We start from the raw sequence: 22,861 nt of genomic DNA on the forward strand, positions 1-22,861 counted from the left end.
GAGGGGATGGAGCGGTAGCAGTGTCGCCAGGCGCAGAGAGCCTGGCGATTCTACGAGTGATTGGTAGCTATAAGCCATCACTTTATGCGGGTATTTCTCATTCAGCTTTCCAGCCAGACATCCCGCGCCCAGTGCCAGACCGATTCCCAGCTTTCCTCGGTGACGATTTCTTCTTCGCCGGACCACAGCACCACGGTGCCGTCCTCTTCGACGCAGTAGTAGTCGTCACCGTCCTGGCAGATGGGAATGAGGTCGCGGGGCACACCGGTGTCCCAGGCGTTGGCCGCCACTTCCGGCAGGTAGGTGTGGGATTGCGGATCGGTCACGGTCACCGGCTCGAGGCTGCCGTACACCACGTCACTGACGGTCAGCAGGTATTCCTTGAACACGAACGGGATGTTGATGAACAGCTCTTCCTCGATCTCGACCAGCTGATCCTCGTCCGGCAGTTCCAGCGGCACCGGTACCGGCTCGTTGGCTTCACGGAGTTGTTCGATCACTTCTTCCACGGTTCACATCCTCTGACCTTATGACAACGCTGCGCGTTATACCCTAGTAGGCCGCTCTGGCAAAAGCAAAAACCCCGGGACAGGCCCGGGGTTTTTTCTGCAACGTGCGACGGTTAACCGTTTTGGCGGATACCGGCCAGCAGCCAAGGCTGGTTTTCGCCATGGGCGCGAACCATGTGCCAGCTTTCGCTGAAGGCTTCGCCCTGGTCGAAGCGCGAGGTCTTCGACACGCCACGGAAGGTCAGGGTGGCGTCGGTCTGGTCGGCACGCTCGTCAACGCCGTCCAGTTGCACATCGAGGTCGTCGATGTAGGTGGACTGGAAGCCTTCACCCTGCTCGGCGCGCTCGCGCTTGAGGAACTCGAGCATCTGCGGGGTGACGAACTCGGCGATCTTGTCCATCTCATTGGCGTCCCAGTGCTGCTGCAGCGACTGGAAGTGCGAACGGGCGGCGGACAGGAAGCTGGCTTCGTTGAACCAGGCCGGGGCGTTGATCACAGGCGAGGCGACCGGTGCGGCGGAGCCGCCGAAGATCGACTGCGGGGCGGCCTGCGGCTGGGCTTCGCGCTGGTACGGGGCGTGGCCGGCGGCAGCGTGTTGCGGCTGCTGCTGGCGACGGCGCGCGGCGATGAAGCGGAAGACCAGGAAGGCGATCAGGCCCATGATCAGGAAATCGAGGATCTGCATGCCATCGAAGCCGTCGCCCATGAACATGGAGGCCAACAGGCCACCGGCGGCGAGGCCGGCGAGTGGGCCCAGCCAGCGCGAGGCACCGCTGGCGGCAGCGGGTGCGCGGCCAGGAGCGGTCGGGGCGGCGGCAGGCGTGGTCGGGGTGGCCTGGCGGGTCTGGTGGATAGGCGCGGAGCCCGAGCTCTTGCCACCACCGAAGCGCTTGGCGTTGGCGTCGAGGCTCAGCGTCAGGCCGACGCAGAGCGCCAGAGCGATGCTAAGAAAACGTTGCATAAGATGGGGATTCCCGTTTGTGTGGATTGCACGCGCGTCATGGTGCACATGAACTGGCAGACATAGCCAGCGACAAGATGTTTCGAGCTTTTGCCTGATCGCCCGGATTTATGCGTTCACCTGTAGGAGCGGCCTTGTGCCGCGAAAGGGCTGCGCAGCAGCCCCTGTTACGGTGTGACGCTGAAATTGTCGGGGCCGCTTTGCGGCCCTTTCGCGGCGCGAGGCCGCTCCTACAGAGGCCTGTCGTTCAGTTCGGTCAGATAGCTTCCAGCTTGGCGTAGCCCAGCATCAGCCACTTGCTGCCCTCGGAGAAGTTCACCTGCACCCGTGCCTGGGCGCCGGAGCCCTCGAAGTTGAGGATCACGCCTTCGCCGAACACCGCATGCTGTACCCGCTGGCCGAGGCTGAAGGCGGTCTGCGGGATGCTGGCGTTGGCGAACAGGCTGCTGGCCGGCGTCTTCGCGCCGCCGAACGGACGGCTGACGGTATTCGACAGGCGTACCTCCTGCACCAGCCCGGCGGGGATCTCCCGGACGAAGCGCGATACCTTGTTGTAGGTCTCGCTGCCATACAGGCGGCGGGTCTCGGCGTAGGTCATGACCAGCTGGCGCATGGCCCGGGTGATGCCCACGTAGGCCAGGCGGCGCTCCTCTTCGAGGCGGCCGGGCTCTTCCAGGCTCATCTTGTGTGGGAACAGGCCTTCCTCCATGCCCACCAGGAACACGTACGGGAACTCCAGGCCCTTGGCACTGTGCAGGGTCATCAGCTGGATGCTGTCCTCGTGCTCGTCGGCCTGGGTGTCGCCGGCCTCCAGCGAGGCGTGGCCGAGGAACGCCGACAGCGGCGAGAGGTCGGCGTCTTCGTCGCTGGTCTCGAAGTTGCGCGCCGCGCTGACCAGTTCCTCAAGGTTTTCCACCCGTGCCTGGCCTTTCTCGCCTTTTTCTTCCTGGTGGTAGACGATCAGCCCGGACTGCTCGATGACGGTCTGGGTCATCAGGTGCAGCGGCATGTCCAGCACCTTGGCGGCGAGGTTCTCGAGCAGCTCGATGAACGCGCCCAGGGCGCTGGCGGCGCGGCCCTTGAGGGCTTTGGCGGCGAGCAGCTGGCACATGGCTTCCCACATCGACAGCTGGCTGTGGCGGGCGTGGTCGCGGATGGCCTCGACGGTCTTTTCGCCGATGCCCCGTGGCGGCACGTTGATCACCCGCTCCAGCGCCGCGTCGTTGCCGCGACCTTCGAGCAGGCGCAGGTAGGCCATGGCGTTCTTGATCTCGGCGCGCTCGAAGAAGCGCTGGCCGCCATAGATGCGGTAGGGGATGCGTTCGCGCAGCAGGGCCTCTTCAAGTACCCGCGACTGGGCGTTGGATCGGTACAGGATGGCGATCTCGCTGCGCGCGTTGCCCTGCTTGACCAGGCTTTCGATGGTCTCGACTACATAGCGCGCTTCGTCGTGCTCGTTGTACGCGGCATAGAGCGTGAGCGGTTCGCCCTCGCCCATGTCGGTCCACAGCTCCTTGCCCAGGCGCCCGCTGTTGTTGGCGATCAGGGCGTTGGCGGCCTTGAGGATGCCGCCGGTGGAGCGGTAGTTCTGCTCCAGGCGGATCAGCTCGGCGTCCGGGAAGTCGGCGGTGTACTGGTGGATGTTCTCGATCTTGGCGCCGCGCCAGCCGTAGATCGACTGGTCGTCGTCGCCCACCGCCATCAGGCTGTCGCCCCCGGAGGCCAGCAGGCGCAACCAGGCGTACTGCACGGCGTTGGTGTCCTGGAACTCGTCCACCAGCAGGTGACGGAAGCGGCGCTGGTAGTGCCTGAGCAGGTCCGGGTGGTCGCGCCACAGGTCGAGGGCGCGCAGCAGCAGCTCGGAGAAGTCGATGACCCCGGCGCGGTCGCAGGCCTGCTCGTAGGCCACATAGATGTCGCGCATGGTGGCCAGGAACAGGTCGCCGCTGGCCTGGATGTGCCGCGGTCGCAGGCCTTCGTCCTTCTGCCCGTTGATGAACCACTGGACCTGGCGCGCCGGCCACTTCTGCTCGTCCAGGCCCATCTCGCGGATCACCCGCTTGATCAGGCGCTGCTGGTCGTCGCTGTCGAGGATCTGGAAGTTCTGCGCCAGCCCCGCCTCCTGCCAGTGCGCCCGCAGCAGGCGGTGGGCCAGGCCGTGGAAGGTGCCGACCCACATGCCGGCCGGGTTGATGCCCAGCAGTTGCTCGATCCGCTGGCGCATTTCCGCCGCGGCCTTGTTGGTGAAGGTCACCGACAGGATCGAGTGCGGCGAGGCCTGTTCGACCTGGATCAGCCAGGCGATGCGGTGCACCAGCACGCGGGTCTTGCCCGAGCCGGCGCCGGCCAGCACCAGTTGGCGCCCCACCGAGGCCGCCACGGCCTGGCGTTGAGCGTCGTTGAGGGAGTTCAGCAGGAGGGAGAGGTCGTCATTATGCATCCGGGCATTCTATGGCCGCGCGAAGGTAGGGGCAAACGCCCTGGGCGCAAATCGCCGGGCGGGCGCTCGACCGTTCATCGGTGGCCTCGCCTGGCACCCGTGGTTGAGCGGTCAGACCTGGACGCAGCAGACATTTTCGAAATCATGACGCAGAGCAGTTTGGTCCGACGCGGTGCTTGTGTATGCTCCCTGCACATTTGCGGTCAGCCATAACAAGAACACAAAAGAAACCAGCCAATATGACCCAGGATTGCGGGGCGATCGGAGCATCGCCGGAGACGACAAGGAGCGTTCGCAGGCAATTCGCCACCCAGCTGTCGATCGAGCGTACTCGCCTGCTGTACCAGGGCTCGTTGTTGCCCACCTTGTTCATGCTGCTCAACGGCCTGCTCTGCGCCTGGCTGCTGTGGAGCCCTGCGCGCTATCTGCTGGTCGGGGTGTGGATGGCCTGGTTGCTGGCGCTGGTGGCGCTGCGGGTGATCCAGGTGGCGGCCTTCGACGCGGCGACACCGGCGCGCCAGGCCAAGCCGACCTGGCGGCGCATGTTCCTGTTCGGCTCGGCCTTCAGCGGCCTGACCTTGGCCAGCGCGGTGATCGCCCTGGCGCCGGCGGACAACTTCGTGCAGCAGGCCTGGGTCTTCGGCCTGCTCGGCGCCGCGGCGTTGTCGGCCAGCGTCGCCTACGCGGTCAGCCTGCCGGCGTTTCTCAGTTTCGCCGTGCCGTGCCTGCTGCCGCCGATCGCGTTTCTCTTCGTCTATGACGCCGGGCATCAGCGTGGCTGGGGTTGGCTGGGGCTGATCCTGCTGGTGGCGCTGATGGTGGTGGCCTGGCAGGTCAATCGCCTGATCGAGCGCGGCCTGCTGCGCCGCTTCCAGAACCAGGCGCTGATCGAGCACCTGCAGAACGCCCAGCGCCATGGCGAAAGCCTCAACCGCCAGCTCAGCGCAGAGATCGCCCAACGGCGACGGGCCGAGGACGATCTGCGCAAGGCCCATGCCGGCCTCGAACAGCGCGTGGCCCAACGCAGTCATGAACTGGACCTGGCCAACCAGGCCCTGAGCAAGAGCGAGCAGCGCCTGGCCCTGGCCTTGCAAGCTAGCGAACTCGGGCTGTGGGACTGGAACCTGGAAACCGACGAGGTCCACCACACCCAGTTGCATGCGCTGTTCGGGCTGGATCCGGAGCAGGTGCGCTCGGTGCGTGCCGACCTCAAGCCACGGCTGCATCCCGACGACCTGCCCGTGCTGCGGCGCACGCTGGTCGAGCACCTCAAGGGGCGCACCGAGGACTACCGGGTCGAGTACCGGGTACGCCACGCCCAGGGGCACTGGTGCTGGATCGAGGACCGTGGGCGGGCGGTGGAATCCGATGACCAGGGCAAGGTCCTGCGCATGCTCGGCACCCGCCGCGACATCACCGCGCAGAAGGAACAGGAAGAGCAGCAGCGCCTGGCCGCGACGGTGTTCGAGGCGGCCAGCGAAGGGATCGCCATTCTCGATGCGGACTTCCAGTTGCTGGCGGTGAACCAGGCCTTCTGCGATGTCACCGGCTACGGCCGGGCCGAGCTGATCGCCCGCAATGCCCTGGAACTGCCTTGCAGCCGCGATGCCCGGCGCCACAGCCAGGCCATCGACCAGGCCCTGGAGCAGCAGGGTCGCTGGCAGGGCGAGCTGGTCGAGGCGCGCAAGAACGGCGAGCTCTACCCGCAGTGGCTGCAGCTGAACAGCGTGAATGACCCACGGGGACGGATCGTCAATATCGTCGGCTTCTTCACCGACCTGTCCGCGCGCCGCGAATCCGAGGAGCGCCTGCGCTACCTGGCGCATTACGACGACCTCACCGGGCTGGCCAACCGCGCGCTGTTCCGCCTGCGCCTGCACGAGGCGGCGCAGCGCATGCGCCTGAACGGCCGCAGCCTGGCGCTGCTGCATGTGGACCTGGATCGCTTCAAGCTGCTCAACGAGAGCCTGGGCCATGAACTGGCGGACCAGCTGCTCAAGAAGATGGCCCAGCGCCTGGCCAACGCAGTGCCGGAGGCCGACACCGTGGCGCGCCTGTCCGGCGACGAGTTCGCCGTGCTATTCGACGGCTACACCAACCTGTCGAGCCTGGTACGCGTCACCACCCGGCTGCTCGACAAGCTGCGCGTGCCCCAGCGCGTGGGCGGGCACGAAGTGGTGATCAGCGCGTCGGTGGGCATCAGCCTGTTGTCCGACGCCACTCAGGACCTCAATGCCCTGGTCAGCCAGGCCGACATGGCCAAGCAGCACGCCAAGCACCTGGGCGGCGACAGTTTCCAGTTCTATACCGAGAGCCTGCGCGCCAGCACCCTGGAACGCCTGCAGCTGGAGAACCAGCTGCGCAAGGCCATCGACGAGCGCCAGTTGCTGGTCTACTACCAGCCCAAGCTGTGCCTGCGCACCGGGCAGCTGCACGCGGCCGAGGCGCTGGTGCGCTGGCAGCACCCCGAGTGGGGCATGGTGCCACCCAGTGAGTTCATCGGCCTGGCAGAAGAGACCGGGCTGATCGCGCCCATGGGGGAGTTCGTGCTGCGCCAGGCCTGCTGGCAGGCGTGCGAATGGTTGCGCCAGGGCCTGGAGGTACGCGTTTCGGTCAACCTGTCGGTGTACCAGTTGCGCCAGGGCAAGCTGGTCAGCCTGGTGCGCCAGGTCCTGCAGGAGTCCGGCCTGGCGCCGCACCTGCTGGAGTTGGAACTGACCGAAAGCCAGTTGCTGGACAGCGTCGAGCACATCATCACTACCTTCGAGCAGTTGCATGCGCTGGGGGTGAAGCTGGCGATCGACGACTTCGGCACCGGCTATTCGTCGCTGAGCTACCTCAAGCGCTTCCCGGTGGACTACGTGAAGATCGACCAGGCGTTCATCCGTGGTCTGCTAGAAGGGACTCAGGACGCGGCGATCACCCGGGCGATCATTGCCATGGCCAAGAGTTTGCGCTTGAAGGTGGTGGCCGAAGGGGTGGAAACCCGCGAGCAGCTTCAGTTCCTGCGCGAACATGGCTGTGATGAGGTGCAGGGCTACCTGATCAGCCGGCCGGTGGACGCGACCTCGTTCCGCGCGCTGCTTGATCGCTCGACGGCCGACCTGTTGCGCTAAAGGTGCCAGGCCTGGCCCTGGCGCGTCAGCAGGCTGTTGGCCTGTTCCGGGCCATTGCTGCCGGCGGGGTAGGGGCGTGGCGCCTGGAAGTGTTCCTCCCAGCCTTGCAGGATCGGGTCGATCCAGGCCCAGGCGGCCTCGACCTCGTCGCGGCGCATGAACAGCGTCGAGTCGCCTTCCAGCACATCCAGCAACAGCCGCTCGTAGGCGTCCCAGCGGCGGGTCTGGGCGAAGGCCTGGGCGAGGTTCAGGTCCAGTTCGACCGGTGCCAGGCGCATGCCCTTGCCCGGGCTCTTGGTCATCATGCGCAGGCTGATGTGCTCGTCCGGCTGTAGCTGGATCAGCAACTGGTTGACCTGGCCACCGCTGAACAGCTCGTGGGGCACCGGCTTGAACTGGATGACGATCTGCGACGAGCGCCGCGCCATGCGCTTGCCGGTGCGCAGGTAGAAGGGCACGCCGGCCCAGCGCCAGTTGTCGATGTGCGCCTGCACTGCGACGAAGGTCTCGGTGTCGCTGTCGTTGTCCACGTCCTTCTCGAAGTAATAGGCCGGCACTTCCTGGCCGCCGATCTTGCCGGCGCCGTACTGGCCGCGCACGGTCTTGTCCTGCACGTCCTGGCCGGTGATGGGCTTGAGTGCGCGAAGGATCTTCACCTTTTCGTCGCGCACCGCCTCGGCCTCGAACTGCGCCGGCGGCTCCATGGCCACCAGGCAGAGCAACTGCAGCAGGTGGTTCTGCAGCATGTCGCGGGTGGCGCCGGCACGGTCGTAGTAGGCGCCGCGGTTCTCCACGCCGAGGGTCTCGCAGACGCTGATCTGCACATGGTCGACCTGGCCGTTGCGCCACACCGGCTCCAGCAGGGCATTGGCGAAGCGCAGGGCCATGAGGTTCTGCACGGTTTCCTTGCCCAGGTAGTGGTCGATGCGAAATACCTGCGGTTCGCTGAACACCGCGCCGATGGCCTCGTTGATCGCGGTGGCCGACTCCAGCGAGTGACCGATGGGCTTCTCCAGCACGATACGCGCCTCGCTGTCGGCAAGGCCGGCGATGCGCAGGTGGTTGGCGATGGGCACGAACAGCTTGGGCGCGGTGGCCAGGTAGAAGATGCGCGTGAGCCCGCCGGGCTCGCCCAGGTAGCGGGCGAGGCGGCCGAAGTCGGCGCTCTGCGCGGCGTCCATGGGGAAGTAGTCCAGGCGGGCGCAGAAGCGCTGCCAGACGTCCTCGTCGAAGTCCTGGCGGGCGATCTGCGCCCGGCAATGGCGTTCGGCGAGCTTGAGGTAGTCGTTGCGCGAAAGGTGGCGCCGGGCCAGGGCGATGATCCGCACGGCATTGTGCAGGCGGGCCTCGCGATACAGGTGGTAGAGCGCCGGGAGCAGTTTGTGCAGGGCCAGGTCGCCCGTGCCGCCGAAGACCAGGATGTCGCAAGGAATCGTCAAACCACCACTCTCCACGTTCGTTTAGCTGGGCGGGTTGGCAAGCATGTAGTATAACTACAAGAAAGCTACATCCCGGCACGCCGATCATAACCGAGTCCAGCCCGTGAATCTGTTGCAACATATCGACCAATCGCGGCACCTGCTGCGCAAATCGGAACTCAAAGTGGCCGACCATGTGCTGCTCGATCCGGCTGCCGTCATGCACAGCTCGATGGCCGACCTGGCGCACAGCGTGGGGATCAGCGAGCCGACCATCGTGCGCTTCTGCCGGGCGATCGGTTGCTCGGGCTTCCAGGACCTCAAGCTCAAGCTGGCGCAGAGCCTGGCCGCCGGCGCCAGTTTCGGCCAGTTCGCCATCCATGAAGACGACTCGGTCGCCGACTACAGCCTGAAGATCTTCGACACCACCCTGCACACGCTGATGGAGGTGCGCGAGCACCTCGACCCGCAGGCGCTACAGCAGGCGGTGACCGCCATGGCCCAGGCCCAGCGCGTGGAGTTCTACGGCTTTGGCGCTTCCGGCGCGGTCGCGGCCGATGCCCAGCACAAGTTCTTCCGCCTGCTGCTCAGCGCCGCGGCCTATTCCGACCCGCACATGCAGGCGATGTCGGCGGTCACCCTGAAGCCGGGCGATGTGGCGGTGTGCATTTCGCAGTCGGGGCGCTCCAAGGACCTGCTGATCACCGCCAACCTGGTGCGTGAAAGTGGCGCCAACCTGATCACCCTGTGCCCGAGCCAGACGCCGCTGGCCGAATTGTCGACGGTCAACCTGGCCATCGACGTGCATGAAGACACTGAAATCTATACCCCGCTGACCTCGCGTATCGCTCACCTGGTGGTGATCGACGTGCTGGCCATGGGCGTGGCCATGGCCCGAGGGCCGAGCCTGGTCAATCACCTCAAGAGCGTGAAGCGCAGCTTGCGCAGCCTGCGTTTGTCGCCCAAATCGATCAAGGCCACCGACGACTGAGCGATGCACAGCTTCCGTGGGAGCGGGCTTGCCCCGCGATTGCAAGCGCGGGGCAAGCCCGCTCCCACGCAGATTTCATCATTTCGTCACTATTCCACCGCCAAACGGTAAACCCCTGAGGTCAGTCTGAAACTCCCCGCATCCTATCTGGGAGACAGGCAATGGCACATGATCACGCAGGTGTGTACCAACCCAACGCCAAGGCTCGCAAGCAGCAGGAAAAGGACCAGCGCCGCATGGAGTTCCGCCGCGCGATCGAAAGCTACTGCGACCAGCGCCAGCTGCTGCGCGAGCTGGCCGACTACCCCGACCTGCAGGACATCACGGTGTGGCAGGTATCGGCGGCAACTTCCCCGAGAAACGCTCCACAAGCCCGCTGATCTGCGCACGTTCGCCGCGGATGAACGCCTGGAACGCCAAGGCGACCGGCGACTGGCGCTTGCTTTTGGACTGCACCAGGCACCAGCTGCGGTATAGCGGCAGCTCTTCCACCGGCAGTTCCCTGAGCACGCCGGTGGCCAGCTCCAGGTTGACCGCGTGGCGGGTCAGCAGGGCGATGCCCAGGCCGGCCACCACGCATTCTCGCTGGGCGTCCGTGGAGGCCACCTCGAGTGTCTGGGTGAAGTGAACGCGCTTGTCCTTGAAGAACTCCTCGCAGGCCTTGCGCGTGCCCGACCCTTGTTCGCGGACCAGCAGGGCATGAGGCTCAAGGTCCTGCAGGCGCAGCTGTTCGAGCTTGCACAGCGGGTGATCCGGTGGCGCCACGGCAACGATCGGGTTGTTGAGGAAGGGCAGGAACTCCAGGCCCATGTCCTGGGGCACCATGGACATGATGGTCAGGTCGTCGCGGTTGTCCGACAGGCGCCGGATCGCCTGGGCCCGATTGACCACCGTGAGGGTGAGGTTGACCTCCGGGTGGCGCTGCTTGAAGGCGGCGAACAGGTGCGGCACGAAGTACTTGGCGCTGGATTCGATCGCCAGTTTCAGCTGACCCTGCAATGAGCCCTGCAGGTCCGACAGCTGCATGTCGAGGTTCTCCAGGCGCCCGAAGATATCGCGGCTGGCGCGTTGCAGCGCCTCGGCCGCCTCGGTCAGGTAGAGCTTCTTGCCGACGTACTCGAACAGCGGCTGGCCGACCAGCTCCTCGAGCTGGCGGATCTGTAGACTAACGGCGGGTTGCGTCAGTGCCATCTCCTCGGCCGCCCGGCTGTAGGAGCGCAGATCACACACCTCGTTGAACACCTGAAGCTGACGCAAAGTCATACGCATCAAGGACTTACGCATTTTTTACGGGGCTCCGGCAAAACCTTGTTACTTCACTATAAGCTTTTGCTAATACTGCCCCTAACAAATATTGATTTTTGTTTATCGACCTTCAGCGCTAGGGTGAATATGCGACTGGCCAGCGACGTCTGGTCACGCGCCGACCGGTAAAACCGGATCGTCTGTTCCTACGGCTTTGGGAAGACTCCAGTGATAACAAAAATCCTGATCGCCAACCGGGGTGAGATCGCAGTTCGGATCGTGCGTGCCTGCGCCGAGATGGGCATTCGCTCCGTCGCGATCTATGCCGACGCCGACCGTCACGCCCTGCACGTCAAGCGCGCCGACGAGGCCTACAGCATCGGTGCCGAGCCCCTGGCCGGCTACCTGAACCCGCGCAAGCTGGTGAACCTTGCTGTCGAGACCGGCTGCGATGCCCTGCATCCAGGCTACGGTTTCCTGTCGGAAAACGCCGAGCTTGCGGAGATCTGCGCAGAACGCGGAATCAAGTTCATCGGCCCGGCCGCCGATGTCATTCGCCGCATGGGCGACAAGACCGAGGCACGCCGCACCATGATCGCTGCTGGTGTCCCGGTCACCCCCGGCACCGAAGGCAACGTCGCCGATATCCATGAAGCCCTGCGTGAAGGCGACCGCATCGGTTACCCGGTGATGCTCAAGGCCACCTCCGGTGGTGGCGGGCGTGGCATCCGCCGCTGCAACAGCCGTGAAGAGCTGGAGCAGAACTTCCCCCGTGTCATCTCCGAGGCCACCAAGGCCTTCGGCTCGGCGGAAGTGTTCCTGGAAAAATGCATCGTCAACCCCAAGCATATCGAGGCGCAGATTCTCGGTGACAGCTTCGGCAACGTGGTGCACCTGTTCGAACGCGACTGCTCGATCCAGCGCCGCAACCAGAAGCTGATCGAGATTGCCCCGAGCCCGCAGCTGACCCCCGAGCAGCGCGCCTACATCGGCGACCTGGCGGTGCGCGCGGCCAAGGCGGTGGATTACGAGAACGCCGGTACCGTGGAGTTTCTGCTCGCCGATGGCGAGGTGTACTTCATGGAAATGAACACCCGGGTGCAGGTGGAACACACCATCACCGAGGAAATCACCGGCATCGACATCGTCCGCGAGCAGATTCGCATCGCCTCCGGCCTGCCGCTGTCGATCAAGCAGGAAGACATCCAGCACCGTGGCTTCGCGTTGCAGTTCCGCATCAACGCCGAAGATCCGAAGAACAACTTCCTGCCCAGCTTCGGCAAGATCACCCGCTACTACGCCCCCGGCGGCCCCGGCGTGCGCACCGACACGGCGATCTACACCGGCTACACCATCCCGCCGTTCTACGACTCCATGTGCCTGAAACTGGTGGTCTGGGCGCTGACCTGGGAAGAAGCCATGGACCGCGGCCTGCGGGCCCTGGACGACATGCGCGTGCAGGGGGTGAAGACCACCGCCGCGTACTACCAGGAAATCCTGCGCAATCCGGAATTCCGCAGCGGCCAGTTCAACACCAGCTTCGTCGAAAGCCACCCTGAACTGACCAACTACTCGATCAAGCGCAAACCCGAAGAGCTGGCCCTGGCCATCGCCGCCGCCATCGCCGCGCACGCAGGCCTGTGAGGAACCGAACAATGTCCAAGAAAATCTTTGTCACCGACACGATCCTGCGCGACGCCCACCAGTCCCTGCTGGCCACCCGCATGCGCACCGAAGACATGCTGCCGATCTGCGACAAGCTCGACAAGGTCGGCTACTGGTCGCTGGAAGTCTGGGGCGGCGCCACCTTCGACGCCTGCGTGCGCTTCCTCAAGGAAGACCCGTGGGAGCGCCTGCGCAAGCTGCGCGCCGCATTGCCCAACACCCGCCTGCAGATGCTCCTGCGCGGGCAGAACCTGCTGGGCTACCGCCACTACAGCGACGACGTGGTCAAGGCCTTCGTCGCCAAGGCGGCGGTCAATGGCATCGATGTGTTCCGCATCTTCGACGCCATGAACGACGTGCGTAACCTGCGGGTGGCCATCGAGGCAGTGAAGGCCGCCGGCAAGCACGCCCAGGGCACCATCGCCTACACCACCAGCCCCGTGCACACCATCGACGCCTTCGTGCAGCAGGCCAAGCAGATGGAAGCCATGGGCTGCGACTCGGTGGCGATCAAGGACATGGCCGGCCTGCTGACCCCGTTCGCCACCGGCGAGCTGGTCAAGGCGCTGAAGGCCGAGCAGTCGCTGCCGGTGTTCATCCATTCCCACGACACCGCCGGCCTGGCCGCGATGTGCCAGCTCAAGGCGGTGGAAAACGGCGCCGACCATATCGACACCGCGATCTCCAGCTTCGCCTGGGGCACCAGCCACCCGGGCACCGAGTCGATGGTCGCCGCGCTCAAGGGCAGCGAGTTCGACACCGGCCTGGACCTGGAACTGCTGCAGGAGATCGGCCTGTACTTCTACGCCGTGCGCAAGAAGTATCACCAGTTCGAGAGCGAGTTCACCGCCGTGGACACCCGCGTGCAGGTCAACCAGGTGCCGGGCGGGATGATTTCCAACCTGGCCAACCAGCTCAAGGAGCAGGGCGCGCTCAACCGCATGAACGAAGTGCTGGCAGAGATCCCGCGCGTTCGTGAAGACCTCGGCTTCCCGCCGCTGGTGACCCCGACCTCGCAGATCGTCGGTACCCAGGCGTTCTTCAACGTGCTGGCTGGCGAGCGCTACAAGACCATCACCAACGAGGTGAAGCTGTACCTGCAGGGCGGTTACGGCAAGGCCCCGGGCGTGGTCAACGAGCAGCTGCGCCGCCAGGCGATCGGTAGCGAGGAAGTGATCGACGTGCGCCCGGCCGACCTGCTCAAGCCGGAGATGGCCAAGCTGCGTGCCGATATCGGCAGCCTGGCGCAATCCGAGGAAGACGTACTGACCTTCGCCATGTTCCCCGACATTGGCCGCAAGTTCCTCGAGGAACGCGAAGCCGGCACCCTCAAGCCCGAAGCCCTGCTGCCGATTCCGGAAGCCGGCGCGGTGGGTTCGGTGGGCGGTGAGGGCGTGCCGACCGAGTTCGTCATCGACGTGCACGGCGAGACCTACCGCGTCGACATCACCGGCGTTGGCGTCAAGGCCGAAGGCAAGCGCCACTTCTACCTGTCCATCGACGGCATGCCGGAAGAAGTGGTGTTCGAGCCGCTCAACGAGTTCGTCGGCGGTGGCGGCAGCAAGCGCAAGCAGGCCAGCGAGCCGGGCCATGTCAGCACCAGCATGCCGGGCAACATCGTCGATGTGCTGGTCAAGGAAGGCGATGTGGTCAAGGCCGGCCAGGCGGTGCTGATCACCGAGGCGATGAAGATGGAGACCGAAGTCCAGGCGGCCATCGCCGGCAAGGTCGTGGCCATCCACGTAGCCAAGGGCGACCGGGTGACCCCGGGCGAGATCCTGATCGAGATCGAAGGCTGACAGAAGCCTTCATCTGCAAGCGGTTAACCTCTGGGGAGCGGATGCTCCCCTTTTTTTGTCATTCCATCTGCACTGTTTTGCAGAAGAAGACGTAAAAGTTTTAATTTTTATGCATTTTAATACAGATTGCCTGTTGGGTTTTTATAAAAATCTGCACTATGCTGCATATCGAATGAATGGTTGACCCGTTCACATGCAGTCAATCACAGGCGGCCCATGCACAGACTTACGCTCCAGCTCCATGACGACGGCAAGTGGCAGGACGCTTTGGCGATGGCCTTCGCACAGCCGGAGCACAGCCTCGCCAGCCCTTGCGAGTTTGGCTATCTGTCCGATTACGTCAGGGCGAATCCAGATGGCTATGACAGCCTGTTCTGCCGGGCGGCGAGTGCAAGGCTGCCGGTGGATTTTGGCAGCCATCGCCTGCCCCACGCCCCTGCATTCCTTTACGACATCGCGCCTGCTGGTGCCGCCAAGCGTTTCCTGCTCAAGCATATTGGCCGCGAGAAGCCGGCCGGCATGGGAGAGGACCTGTTTCTGCTTGGGCGTTCCACCCCTGCGCCGATCGGCAACCTGCGCATCAAGGAGTCCTTCGAGCAACTGGATCTGGCAAGCCCCATCGGTTTTACCCGCGAGGATGTCGTTTCCCGGGATCAGCGCTTTCTCGAGTACGCCTATGAGCAGGGAGCGGCCATTGGCGGTGCGACCGGTGCTGGCGGAGAAGCGCCGAAGCTGTTGATGACCGAGGACGAAACCGGGCAGTTGTACCCGGATGCCGTGCTTGCCGACGAACACGCTCACCGTCACTGGTTCATCAAATTTGCCAGAAACCAGGCACTGGTCGATGACCAGGAGATTCTGCGAGCCGAGCACCTCTACTACAAAGCCTTGCAGCGTTTAGGTATTGATACGGTCGCCAGTGAACATATGGCGTTGGAGGAGGGCCGCAAGCCCAGCCTCTGGATGGCGCGCTTTGATCGTAAGGTGTCCGCAGAGGGGGTGCAGCGCCTTGCGGTGGAGTCGGTCTACTCGTTGTGCGGCGTGACCGAGTCCGGCAGCCGCATGGGCCACCTGGAAGTGATCGATACCCTTGTCGCCCTATGGCGTGAGGCTGGGCAGTCGGATCAGGTGCCTGGGCTGATTGCGGACTACCTGCGCCGCGACCTGATCAACAAGATCCTGGGCAACGCCGACAACCATGGACGCAATACCGCCATCATCCGCACCCGCGATGCGGTGCGTCTGGCGCCGATCTATGACCTTGCTCCGATGGTGATGGACCAGGAGGGGGTAACCCGGACAACCAAATGGCCAGTGCCGATCGAGCGGGCTGGTGAAATCGACTGGATGGCGGTGTGCGACGCCCTGGCCTCGGTCATTGACCCGGAGCAGGCGTATCAGCGTTTGCGCGAGGATGCCCGCCAGTTGTTGGCATTGCCCGATATCCTGAGCGAACTGGGGTTGGCAAGCAGGGTCATGAATCACCCGGCGATTGCGCTGGGCAAGCTTGAGCGGCGGATGGCCGAGTGGGGGTTGGCATGACGGTATCCATCGATGCCCGCGGGTTGTTGATCGACGGTGTGCGCGAAGGAATCGCCGACGGCAGCCTGGAGCTGGGCGCAGCGGTCAGGCGCTTGCGTACGGAAGTCGCGAAGATGCAGCAGACCCAGTTTGCGCGGATGTGCAAGGTTTCGGTTCGCACGTTGATCCAGATCGAACAGGGGGAGGGCAACCCCACGCTCAAATCGCTGAATGCGGTCTTCAAGCCGTTCGGGCTGCAGATGGGCGTCGTCAGGCGTCATCGTCAGATCAGATGAGGGCCTTGGGGGCAAGTCTGCTCCCACGCATGAACGTGGGAGCGGGCTTGCCCCGCGATGCGGTCAGCCCTGGCGACAGGCCTCCAGCGTCCTCACCTGACCTTCAGGTTGCTGGTTATCCACACTCAACCAGCGCTCGAACCCCGCCGCCACCGCCGGCCATTCGCCGTCGGTAATCGAATACCAGGCCGTATCCCGGTTGCGGTCCTTGACCACCATGTGCTGACGAAACACCCCTTCGAAGATGAAGCCGAAGCGCTCCGCCGCGCGCTTGGAGCGGGCATTGGCGTCGTTGCACTTCCATTCCAGCCGGCGGTTGCCCAGCTCGAAGCCCAGCTTGCCCAGCAGGTACACCGCCTCGGTGCCTTTCGGCGTGCGCTGCATGGCGGCGCCGAAGGCGATGTGGCCGATCTCGAAGCGACCCTGTTCCGGGACGATCGACATGTAGCTGAGGATGCCTTGAACCTGGCCGCTGGCGCGGTCGATCACGCTGTAGAACAGCGGGTCGCGGCTGGCGGCGTTGCCTTGCAGCCAATGGTCGAAGCCGGCGCGCTCGGCAAACGGGCCGTAGGGCAGGTAGTCCCACAGCACCGGGTCCGAGCCCGGGCCTTGCAGTACTTCCCAGAGGTCGTCGCCATGGCGGGCCGGGTCGAGTTTTTCCAGGCGGATGAAACGGCCTTCGAGGGGCTCGGCCTTGGGGGTGCCAGCGGGCTTCCAGTTCAATGCGTCGTTCATGTTCGGCCTACAGTGCTTTGCGGAATTGAATGAAGCCCGGCCGATCGGCGACCTGTTCGTACAGGCTGATGGCGGTGGCATTGGTCTCGTGGGTCAGCCAGTGCACCCTCGTGCAGTCGGCGGCCTTGGCCGTCGCGTAGACATGCTCGATCAGCTGGCGGCCGATACCCATGCCGCGTTGCTCGCTGTCCACGTAGAGGTCCTGCAGGTAGCAGGAATTCTGGATGCTCCAGTTGGTGCGATGGTAGATGAAGTTGACCAGGCCCACCGCCTTGCCGTCGACCCAGGCCAGGGTCGAATGGGTGGGCTCGCTGGGGTCGAGCAGGCGCTGCCAGGTGCTGAGGTAGATCTCGTCGGCCAGTTCGGTCTGGTAGAAGCGCAGGTAGGCCTGCCACAGGGAGCGCCAGGCAGCGTGATCGTGGGCGCCGACCGGGCGCAGGGTAACGTGGGTCATGGGCGTTTCCTTCAGAGATCGCGCATGTGCGCGGCGAGTTGGTTGTCCAGGTGGTCATTGCTGGCGCCAAGGCCTTCGCGCACGCCGGCAATGTCCTGCGCCGAACGGTTCTGGCTCAGCTTGCGCGCACCTTGCAGGCGGCTGATGGGCAGGCGGATGCCGACGATGGCGCGGAGCATGCCGTCGAGGTAGTCGCCTGGGGCGTCGGACACTGTCCAGGGCTCGCTGCGGCCCTGTTCATGGCGGTCGGTGAGGCGGGTGACGATGTCCAGCAACGACTTGGCGTTGTGGATAACTTCGACCGGGCCGTAGGCGTGTACTGCCAGGTAGTTCCAGGTCGGCACGACTTTGGGGTTGTCCGCCTTGCTCGGGTAGTAGCTCGGGCTGACGTAGGCATCGGCACCGGGAAACACCAGCAGCGCCTCGCCCCCTTGCTCCAGGTCCTGCCACTGGCGGTTGGCCCGGGCCAGGTGGGCGTAGACCGTACCGAACTCGCCTTCGCCGGTCTCGACCAGTACGGGCAGGTGGGTGGCCAGCAGGCCCTGTTCACCCTGGCTGACCAGCAGCGCCAGGCGGGTTTGCAGCATGTGCCGGTGCAGGCGCTCGAGGTCGTGTTCCTGGTGGGGCTTGTTGTTGTACATGCTGGATGTCCTTGTTGAATGGCTCCATGCTAGGCAGGCTATTGGCTCTGGGTAAGAGCCATTCACGGCTGTTTTCATAGGTCCAATGCCATGATCGAACGTTGCCATCCTCTGCCTTTCGACCCTACGGGTATCGTCCTGGACCGCCGCCGCGGGCTGAGCCAGCAGCTCTACCATGCCTTGCGCGCCAGGGTGCTGGATGGGCGCCTGGGCAGCGGCACGCGGTTACCGGCCACCCGCGATCTGGCGGCGATGCTGACGCTGTCGCGCAACAGCGTGGTAAGGGCCTACGACCAGCTGTATGCCGAAGGCTTCATCGAGAGCCGGGTTGGCGATGGCACCTATGTGAGCCAGCTACCAAAACTATCCACACAATTATCAACAGGGTTATCCCTGGGTTTATCAACAGACTTATCCACATTTCGTGCCGAGGATACTGAGGATTTATCCAGCCAGGCGGTCATCAGCGAGCCCCTGCAACGTCTGAAAAATCATCATCTGCCGCTGCCAAGAGGTGGGGCACCCAAGGCTTTTCGCGTGGGTGTGCCGGCGTTCGATCTATTCCCATTCGAGGTGTGGGCCAAGCTACAAGCGGGTTTCTGGAGAAATCCCGACCCGGCGATGCTGGGTTATGGTGATCCGGCGGGTGAGTGGCAACTGCGCGAACTGATTGCCACCTACCTGCGACGCTCGCGTGGGCTTTCCTGCACGGCTGAACAAATTGTGATCACCAGTGGCGCGCAGGAGGCCATCAGCCTTTGTGCACAGCTGCTGTTGCAGCCCGGCGATGGCGTGGCTGTGGAAAACCCGGGGTACCGGGCTGCCGGGCATGCCTTCGCGATGACCGGGGCGACGCTCAGGGGGGTGCCGGTGGATGCCGAGGGCATGGACTGCGCGAGGCTGGCCGAGATGCCCGAGTGCCGGCTGGCCTATGTGACGCCTGCCCACCAGTACCCCACGGGCGTCACCATGAGCCTGGCCCGTCGCCTGTCGCTGCTGGCCTGGGCCGAACGCCAGGATGGCTGGATCCTCGAGGACGACTACGACGGCGAGTACCGTTACAGCGGTGCGCCGCTGGCGCCACTGGCCGCGCTGGACCGCCAAGGGCGCGTGCTGTACGTGGGGACCTTCGGCAAGATCGCCCTGCCGGCCCTGCGCCTGGGATACCTGGTGCTTCCCGGGCGCCTGGTGCAGGCGTTCAGTCAATGTCGGGCGCTGGCGGTGCGCCATTCGGAGGTCGGCACCCAGTGCGTGATGGCGCAGTTCATGGCCCAAGGGCATTTCCAGCGGCATATCCGCCGCATGCGCCGGGCTGCGCTGGCGCGGCGCAATGTGCTCAAGGCCGGCTGGCCCCAGGACGTGCCGGGGCTGGGGGCCATGCCGGTGGTAGCGGCGGGGCTGCATGTGAAGGTGGATGTGGATAACTTCGCGCGGGAACAGGAACTGGTGGCTCTGGCGGAAGCGGTAGGGGTGGAGGTCAATCCGCTGAGCAGCTACTGGCTGGAGGACAGCGAAGAGCCTGTGGATAAAAGGGCAGGGCTGGTGCTGGGGTTCGCGGCGGTGCCGGAGGCGCAGATCGCGGATGCGTTGATGCGTCTGCGCAAGGCCTGGAGGTAGGCATCGCGGGGCAAGCCTACCCCCACGCAGACTTGGATGGTCCTTGTATGAGCTAGCTTGCCCCGCGATGAGGTCAGGTTCCCGACTTGATCTTGGTCCAGGCCCGGGTGCGTGCCCGCTCGGCATCCCGTGGCAACGGCTTCAAGGTATACAGCTTGGCCATCGCCTCCGCCGTCGGGTACAGGTTCGGGTTGTTGCGGATCGCTGGGCTGACCTTGTCGTTCGCATCCTTGTTCGGGTTCGGGTAGCCGACGAAATCGCTGATCGGCGCGATCACCTCAGGCCGCAGCAGGTAGTTGATGAAGGCATGGGCATCCTCCGGGTTGGCCGCGTTCTTCGGGATCGCCAGCATGTCGAACCAGATCGGTGCGCCTTCCCTGGGCAGGCGCATGTCCACCGTCACACCATTCTTCGCCTCGCGGGCGCGGTTGGCGGCCTGGGAGAAGCTGCCCGAGTAACCCACTGCCACGCAGATGTCGCCGTTGGCGATGTCGGCCATGTACTTGGACGAGTGGAAGTAGGTGACATGCGGGCGGATCTTCAGCAGCAAGTCCTGGGCCTTCTGGTAGTCGGCCGGCTTGCCGCTGTTGGGGTCCAGGCCCAGGTACGACAGGGCCAGCGGCAGGATCTCCGACGGCGAGTCGAGCAGCGCCACGCCGCACTGCTTGAGCTTGGCGATGTTCTCCGGCTTGAAGATCAGGTCCCAGCTGTCCACCGGGGCGTTGTCGCCGAGCACGGCCTTGACCTTGTCCGGGTTGAAGCCGATCAGCACGGTGCCGTACATGTAGGGCACGGCGAACTTGTTGCCGGGATCGTTGGCCTCGATCAGCTTCATCAGCGCCGGGTCCAGGTGTTGCCAGTTGGGCAGCTTGGCGCGATCGAGCGGCTGGAACACGCCGGCCTCGATCTGCTTGGCGAGGAACACATTGGATGGCACCACCACGTCGTAGCCGGAGTTGCCGGTCAGCAGCTTGGCCTCCAGCGCCTCGTTGGTGTCGAAGATGTCGTAGACCAGCTTCACCCCGCTGTCCTTCTGGAAGTCGGTGAGGGTCTGCGGGGTGATGTAGTCGAACCAGTTGTAGACCCGCAGGGTGCGCTGGTCGGCGTGGGCCTGGAGCGCGCCGGCGAGCAGGCCGGTGGCGATGAGCGGGGCGAGCAGACGCTTGAGTCGGACCATGTTCAGGCTCCTGGCTGGGCGCGCTGGAAGCCTTCCAGCACATTGACCGCGTTGATGCCGATTTCCTCCACGGCGTAGCCGCCCTCCATCACGAACAAGGTCGGCTTTCCCAGCCGGGCGATGCGCTTGCCCATCGCCAGGTAGTCCGGGCTGTCGAGCTTGAACTGGGAAATCGGGTCGTCCTTGAAGGTGTCCACGCCGAGGGAGATCACCAGCACCTCGGCGTCGTAGGCGGCGATGCGCTGGCAGGCGTCTTCCAGGGCCGCGCTCCAGGCCGCCCAGTCACTGCCGGCGGGTAGTGGGTAGTTGATGTTGCAGCCTTCGCCCGCGCCTTCACCGACCTCGTCGGCATAGCCCAGGAAGAACGGGAACTCGTCCTGTGGGTCGCCGTGGATCGAGGCGAAGAACACATCGTTGCGGGTGTAGAAGATGTCCTGGGTGCCGTTGCCGTGGTGGTAGTCGACATCGAGGATGGCCACCTTGCGCCGGCCCTGGTCGAGGAAGGCCTGGGCGGCGATGGCGGCGTTGTTCAGGTAGCAGTAGCCACCCATCACCTCGGCGGCGGCGTGGTGTCCCGGCGGGCGGCACAGGGCGAAGGCCGCGTGGGCGCCTTGCTGGATCGCGGCCTGGGCGGTCAGGGCCACTTGCGCTGCGCTGTAGGCGGCCTGCCAGGTACCGGCGGTGATCGGCGCGCCGGCATCGAAGCTGTAGTAGCCGAGTTCGCCGTGCAGGCCGGTGGGCTTGACCTGGCGCAGGGTGCGCGCCGGCCAGGTGAAGGGCAGCAGGTCGCCGTCGTGGCCCAGTGCGGCCCAGCGGGCCCAGGCGCCTTCGAAGAAGTTCAGGTAGTCGGCGCTGTGGATGCGCTGCAGCGGGGCGCGACCGAAGTCGGTGGGGCCTTGCACGGGGCCGAGGTTGCGCCTTTGCACCTGCTCCAGGACGTGATCGGCGCGGGAGGGCATTTCGAAGCAGGGCATCAGCTGGCCATCGATCAGCTCGCAGCGGCCATGGTGCAGGCGGTGGTCATCGGAATAGATCGTCAGCACGTGTTGTTCTCCGTTTATGACTGGCGTGAGGCCATTCTGGTGGGCGGCCAACGGAGGGAGAACGATGCAAACGGCCAAAAGGGGATTGATGTGGCCAAGTACGAGGCTGCTTGTTCCGACCTCTTCGCGGGTAAACCCGCTCCCACAGGTGCGGCGTTGATCTTGAGCCCGACGCGGTACCTGTGGGAGCGGGCTTGCCCGCGAAGAGGCCGGTAGGGTCAACCGCGGAAATGACTGGGCGCCACGCCGCTCCAGCGCTGGAAGGCATGCCTGAAACTCGCGGTCTCGCTGAACCCCAGCGATTCGGCAATGCGATAGATCGGCATCTGGTCTTCGGCCAGCAGTTGCTTGGCCCGCTCGAAGCGCAGCTCATCCAGCAGTTGTTGATAACTGCTACCCAACGCCTGCAGGTGCCGGCGCAAGGTGCGCGACGAGCAGTTCATCTGCCGTGCCAGGCCCTCCAGCCCGGGAGCGGCATCCAGCTGTTGGACCAGCAACTGGCGAATGCGCCCGAGCCAGGCTTGGCGTCCGGTGAACTCCAGGTTCAGCCGTCGGCAGCGTTCGCCCATGGCCTTGTGGGTGATCGGGTCGGCCAGCGGCAGCGGCATGTCCAGCCAGCGGCGCTCGAAGGCGAAGGCGTTGTCGCCGGCCTCGAAGCCGAGCGGGCACTGGAACGCACCGTCGTAGAGCGCGTGGTAGCCGGGGCGCGAGTGTTCGAAGCGCGCCGCCAGCAGTGGCAGCGGGCGGCCGAGCAGGTCATCGCAGATCACTTTAAGCGACACCAGGCAGAACTCGGCGTTGAAGGCGGCAAGGCCGGGGGCGTCGTAATGATCGCTGGCGCAGAGCCAGACCCGCTGGCCGTCGTCCACCAGGCGCAGTTGGAAGACTGTTCCCAGCAGTGCCGGATAACTCAGCGCCAGGCGCAGGGCGTCACCCAAAGTGGCACTGGAGAGCAGGGCGTAACCCAGCATCCCATAGCACGACACATGCATCCGCCGGCCCAGTTCCAGGCCGATGTCCTCACGCCGGACCACAGCGTTGGCGCACACCTGCAGCTCCTGTTGGGTGGTGATGCGCGCATCGGCGTGGCCCATGTCCGCCGGGCCTATGCCGCTGCCGGCGAGCAACTGCCGCGGGTCGACGCCGGCCTCCTGGAACACCTGGAGGATCAGCGAAACCGCGTTGAGGGTGGTGAGGTGGCTGTGCAGCATGCTCGGCGTCCCATTGGGCTG

At 64.9% G+C, this 22,861-nt stretch carries 19 protein-coding genes; 8 read left to right on the forward strand and 11 right to left on the reverse strand.

Annotation, left to right across the window (positions count from 1 at the left end; all coding sequences use genetic code 11):
* Positions 1–101 precede the first annotated feature (101 nt).
* The 3 genes from HU735_RS02480 to uvrD form a co-directional block, all read right to left on the reverse strand.
* Positions 102–509, reverse strand: a complete 408-nt coding sequence (locus HU735_RS02480) for an SMI1/KNR4 family protein (protein ID WP_186712264.1) — start codon at positions 507–509, stop codon at positions 102–104.
* A 113-nt stretch (positions 510–622) separates the two neighbouring features.
* Complete coding sequence (locus tag HU735_RS02485; RefSeq protein ID WP_062360080.1) at positions 623–1,471, reverse strand: TIM44-like domain-containing protein; 849 nt, start codon at positions 1,469–1,471, stop codon at positions 623–625.
* 256 nt (positions 1,472–1,727) lie between these two features.
* On the reverse strand, positions 1,728–3,911 hold the full coding sequence (uvrD, locus tag HU735_RS02490) for a DNA helicase II (RefSeq protein WP_050707575.1): 2,184 nt from the start codon (positions 3,909–3,911) through the stop codon (positions 1,728–1,730).
* Between the two features lie 239 nt (positions 3,912–4,150).
* Here uvrD and HU735_RS02495 point away from each other — a divergent pair, with 239 nt between their 5' ends.
* Positions 4,151–7,027 (forward strand): EAL domain-containing protein, encoded by a 2,877-nt coding sequence (locus HU735_RS02495; RefSeq protein WP_186712265.1) that lies wholly within the window; start codon positions 4,151–4,153, stop codon positions 7,025–7,027.
* Here the strand turns inward: HU735_RS02495 and zwf are convergent.
* The gene (zwf, locus tag HU735_RS02500) at positions 7,024–8,466 is read right to left on the reverse strand and encodes a glucose-6-phosphate dehydrogenase (RefSeq protein ID WP_186712266.1); all 1,443 of its coding nucleotides are present in this window, start codon (positions 8,464–8,466) and stop codon (positions 7,024–7,026) included. The genes HU735_RS02495 and zwf overlap by 4 nt on opposite strands.
* A gap of 103 nt (positions 8,467–8,569) precedes the next feature.
* Between zwf and hexR the strand changes: the two genes are divergently transcribed.
* Positions 8,570–9,436 carry a transcriptional regulator HexR gene (hexR, locus tag HU735_RS02505; RefSeq protein WP_023630201.1) on the forward strand — a complete coding sequence of 289 codons (867 nt, stop codon included), beginning with the start codon at positions 8,570–8,572 and terminating at the stop codon, positions 9,434–9,436.
* Positions 9,437–9,597: 161 nt separating this feature from the next.
* Positions 9,598–9,816 (forward strand): hypothetical protein, encoded by a 219-nt coding sequence (locus HU735_RS02510; protein WP_186712267.1) that lies wholly within the window; start codon positions 9,598–9,600, stop codon positions 9,814–9,816.
* Here HU735_RS02510 and HU735_RS02515 read toward each other — a convergent pair.
* The gene (locus HU735_RS02515; RefSeq protein ID WP_186712268.1) at positions 9,758–10,705 is read right to left on the reverse strand and encodes a LysR family transcriptional regulator; all 948 of its coding nucleotides are present in this window, start codon (positions 10,703–10,705) and stop codon (positions 9,758–9,760) included. The genes HU735_RS02510 and HU735_RS02515 overlap by 59 nt on opposite strands.
* A gap of 204 nt (positions 10,706–10,909) precedes the next feature.
* Here HU735_RS02515 and HU735_RS02520 point away from each other — a divergent pair, with 204 nt between their 5' ends.
* The 4 genes from HU735_RS02520 (at position 10,910) to HU735_RS02535 (ending at position 15,962) form a co-directional block, all read left to right on the forward strand.
* Positions 10,910–12,325: an acetyl-CoA carboxylase biotin carboxylase subunit gene (locus tag HU735_RS02520; RefSeq protein ID WP_050707570.1), complete on the forward strand. Its 1,416-nt coding sequence runs from the start codon at positions 10,910–10,912 to the stop codon at positions 12,323–12,325.
* 11 nt (positions 12,326–12,336) lie between these two features.
* Positions 12,337–14,145 carry a sodium-extruding oxaloacetate decarboxylase subunit alpha gene (gene oadA / locus HU735_RS02525; protein ID WP_186712269.1) on the forward strand — a complete coding sequence of 603 codons (1,809 nt, stop codon included), beginning with the start codon at positions 12,337–12,339 and terminating at the stop codon, positions 14,143–14,145.
* Positions 14,146–14,361: 216 nt separating this feature from the next.
* Positions 14,362–15,687 (forward strand): HipA domain-containing protein, encoded by a 1,326-nt coding sequence (locus HU735_RS02530; RefSeq protein ID WP_186712270.1) that lies wholly within the window; start codon positions 14,362–14,364, stop codon positions 15,685–15,687.
* Entirely contained in the window at positions 15,684–15,962 is a 279-nt protein-coding gene (locus HU735_RS02535) for a helix-turn-helix transcriptional regulator (protein WP_186712271.1), read from the forward strand. Before HU735_RS02530 ends, HU735_RS02535 begins: the two co-directional genes overlap by 4 nt.
* Before the next feature lie 63 nt (positions 15,963–16,025).
* On the opposite strand, the gene HU735_RS02540 is transcribed toward HU735_RS02535, so the two are convergent.
* From HU735_RS02540 to HU735_RS02550, 3 genes are read right to left on the reverse strand one after another with little or no spacing between them, the layout of a single operon-like run.
* Positions 16,026–16,697, reverse strand: a complete 672-nt coding sequence (locus HU735_RS02540; RefSeq protein WP_186712272.1) for a GNAT family protein — start codon at positions 16,695–16,697, stop codon at positions 16,026–16,028.
* 7 nt (positions 16,698–16,704) lie between these two features.
* Positions 16,705–17,151, reverse strand: coding sequence for a GNAT family N-acetyltransferase (locus HU735_RS02545; RefSeq protein ID WP_186712273.1), 447 nt, complete (start codon positions 17,149–17,151; stop codon positions 16,705–16,707).
* An 11-nt stretch (positions 17,152–17,162) separates the two neighbouring features.
* A complete protein-coding gene (locus tag HU735_RS02550) occupies positions 17,163–17,792 on the reverse strand; it encodes an FMN-binding negative transcriptional regulator (protein WP_186712274.1) in 630 nt (209 codons plus the stop codon).
* Positions 17,793–17,882: 90 nt separating this feature from the next.
* Between HU735_RS02550 and HU735_RS02555 the strand changes: the two genes are divergently transcribed.
* Complete coding sequence (locus HU735_RS02555; protein WP_186712275.1) at positions 17,883–19,409, forward strand: PLP-dependent aminotransferase family protein; 1,527 nt, start codon at positions 17,883–17,885, stop codon at positions 19,407–19,409.
* A gap of 73 nt (positions 19,410–19,482) precedes the next feature.
* Here HU735_RS02555 and HU735_RS02560 read toward each other — a convergent pair whose 3' ends face one another.
* The 3 genes from HU735_RS02560 to HU735_RS02570 form a co-directional block, all read right to left on the reverse strand.
* Positions 19,483–20,586, reverse strand: coding sequence for an extracellular solute-binding protein (locus HU735_RS02560; RefSeq protein WP_186712276.1), 1,104 nt, complete (start codon positions 20,584–20,586; stop codon positions 19,483–19,485).
* Between the two features lie 2 nt (positions 20,587–20,588).
* Positions 20,589–21,629 carry a histone deacetylase family protein gene (locus tag HU735_RS02565; RefSeq protein WP_186712277.1) on the reverse strand — a complete coding sequence of 347 codons (1,041 nt, stop codon included), beginning with the start codon at positions 21,627–21,629 and terminating at the stop codon, positions 20,589–20,591.
* Between the two features lie 218 nt (positions 21,630–21,847).
* On the reverse strand, positions 21,848–22,840 hold the full coding sequence (locus HU735_RS02570; protein WP_186712278.1) for an AraC family transcriptional regulator: 993 nt from the start codon (positions 22,838–22,840) through the stop codon (positions 21,848–21,850).
* Between the last annotated feature and the right edge of the window lie 21 nt (positions 22,841–22,861).

This window comes from Pseudomonas sp. BW16M2, assembly GCF_014268865.1.
GTDB lineage: Bacteria > Pseudomonadota > Gammaproteobacteria > Pseudomonadales > Pseudomonadaceae > Aquipseudomonas > Aquipseudomonas peradeniyensis.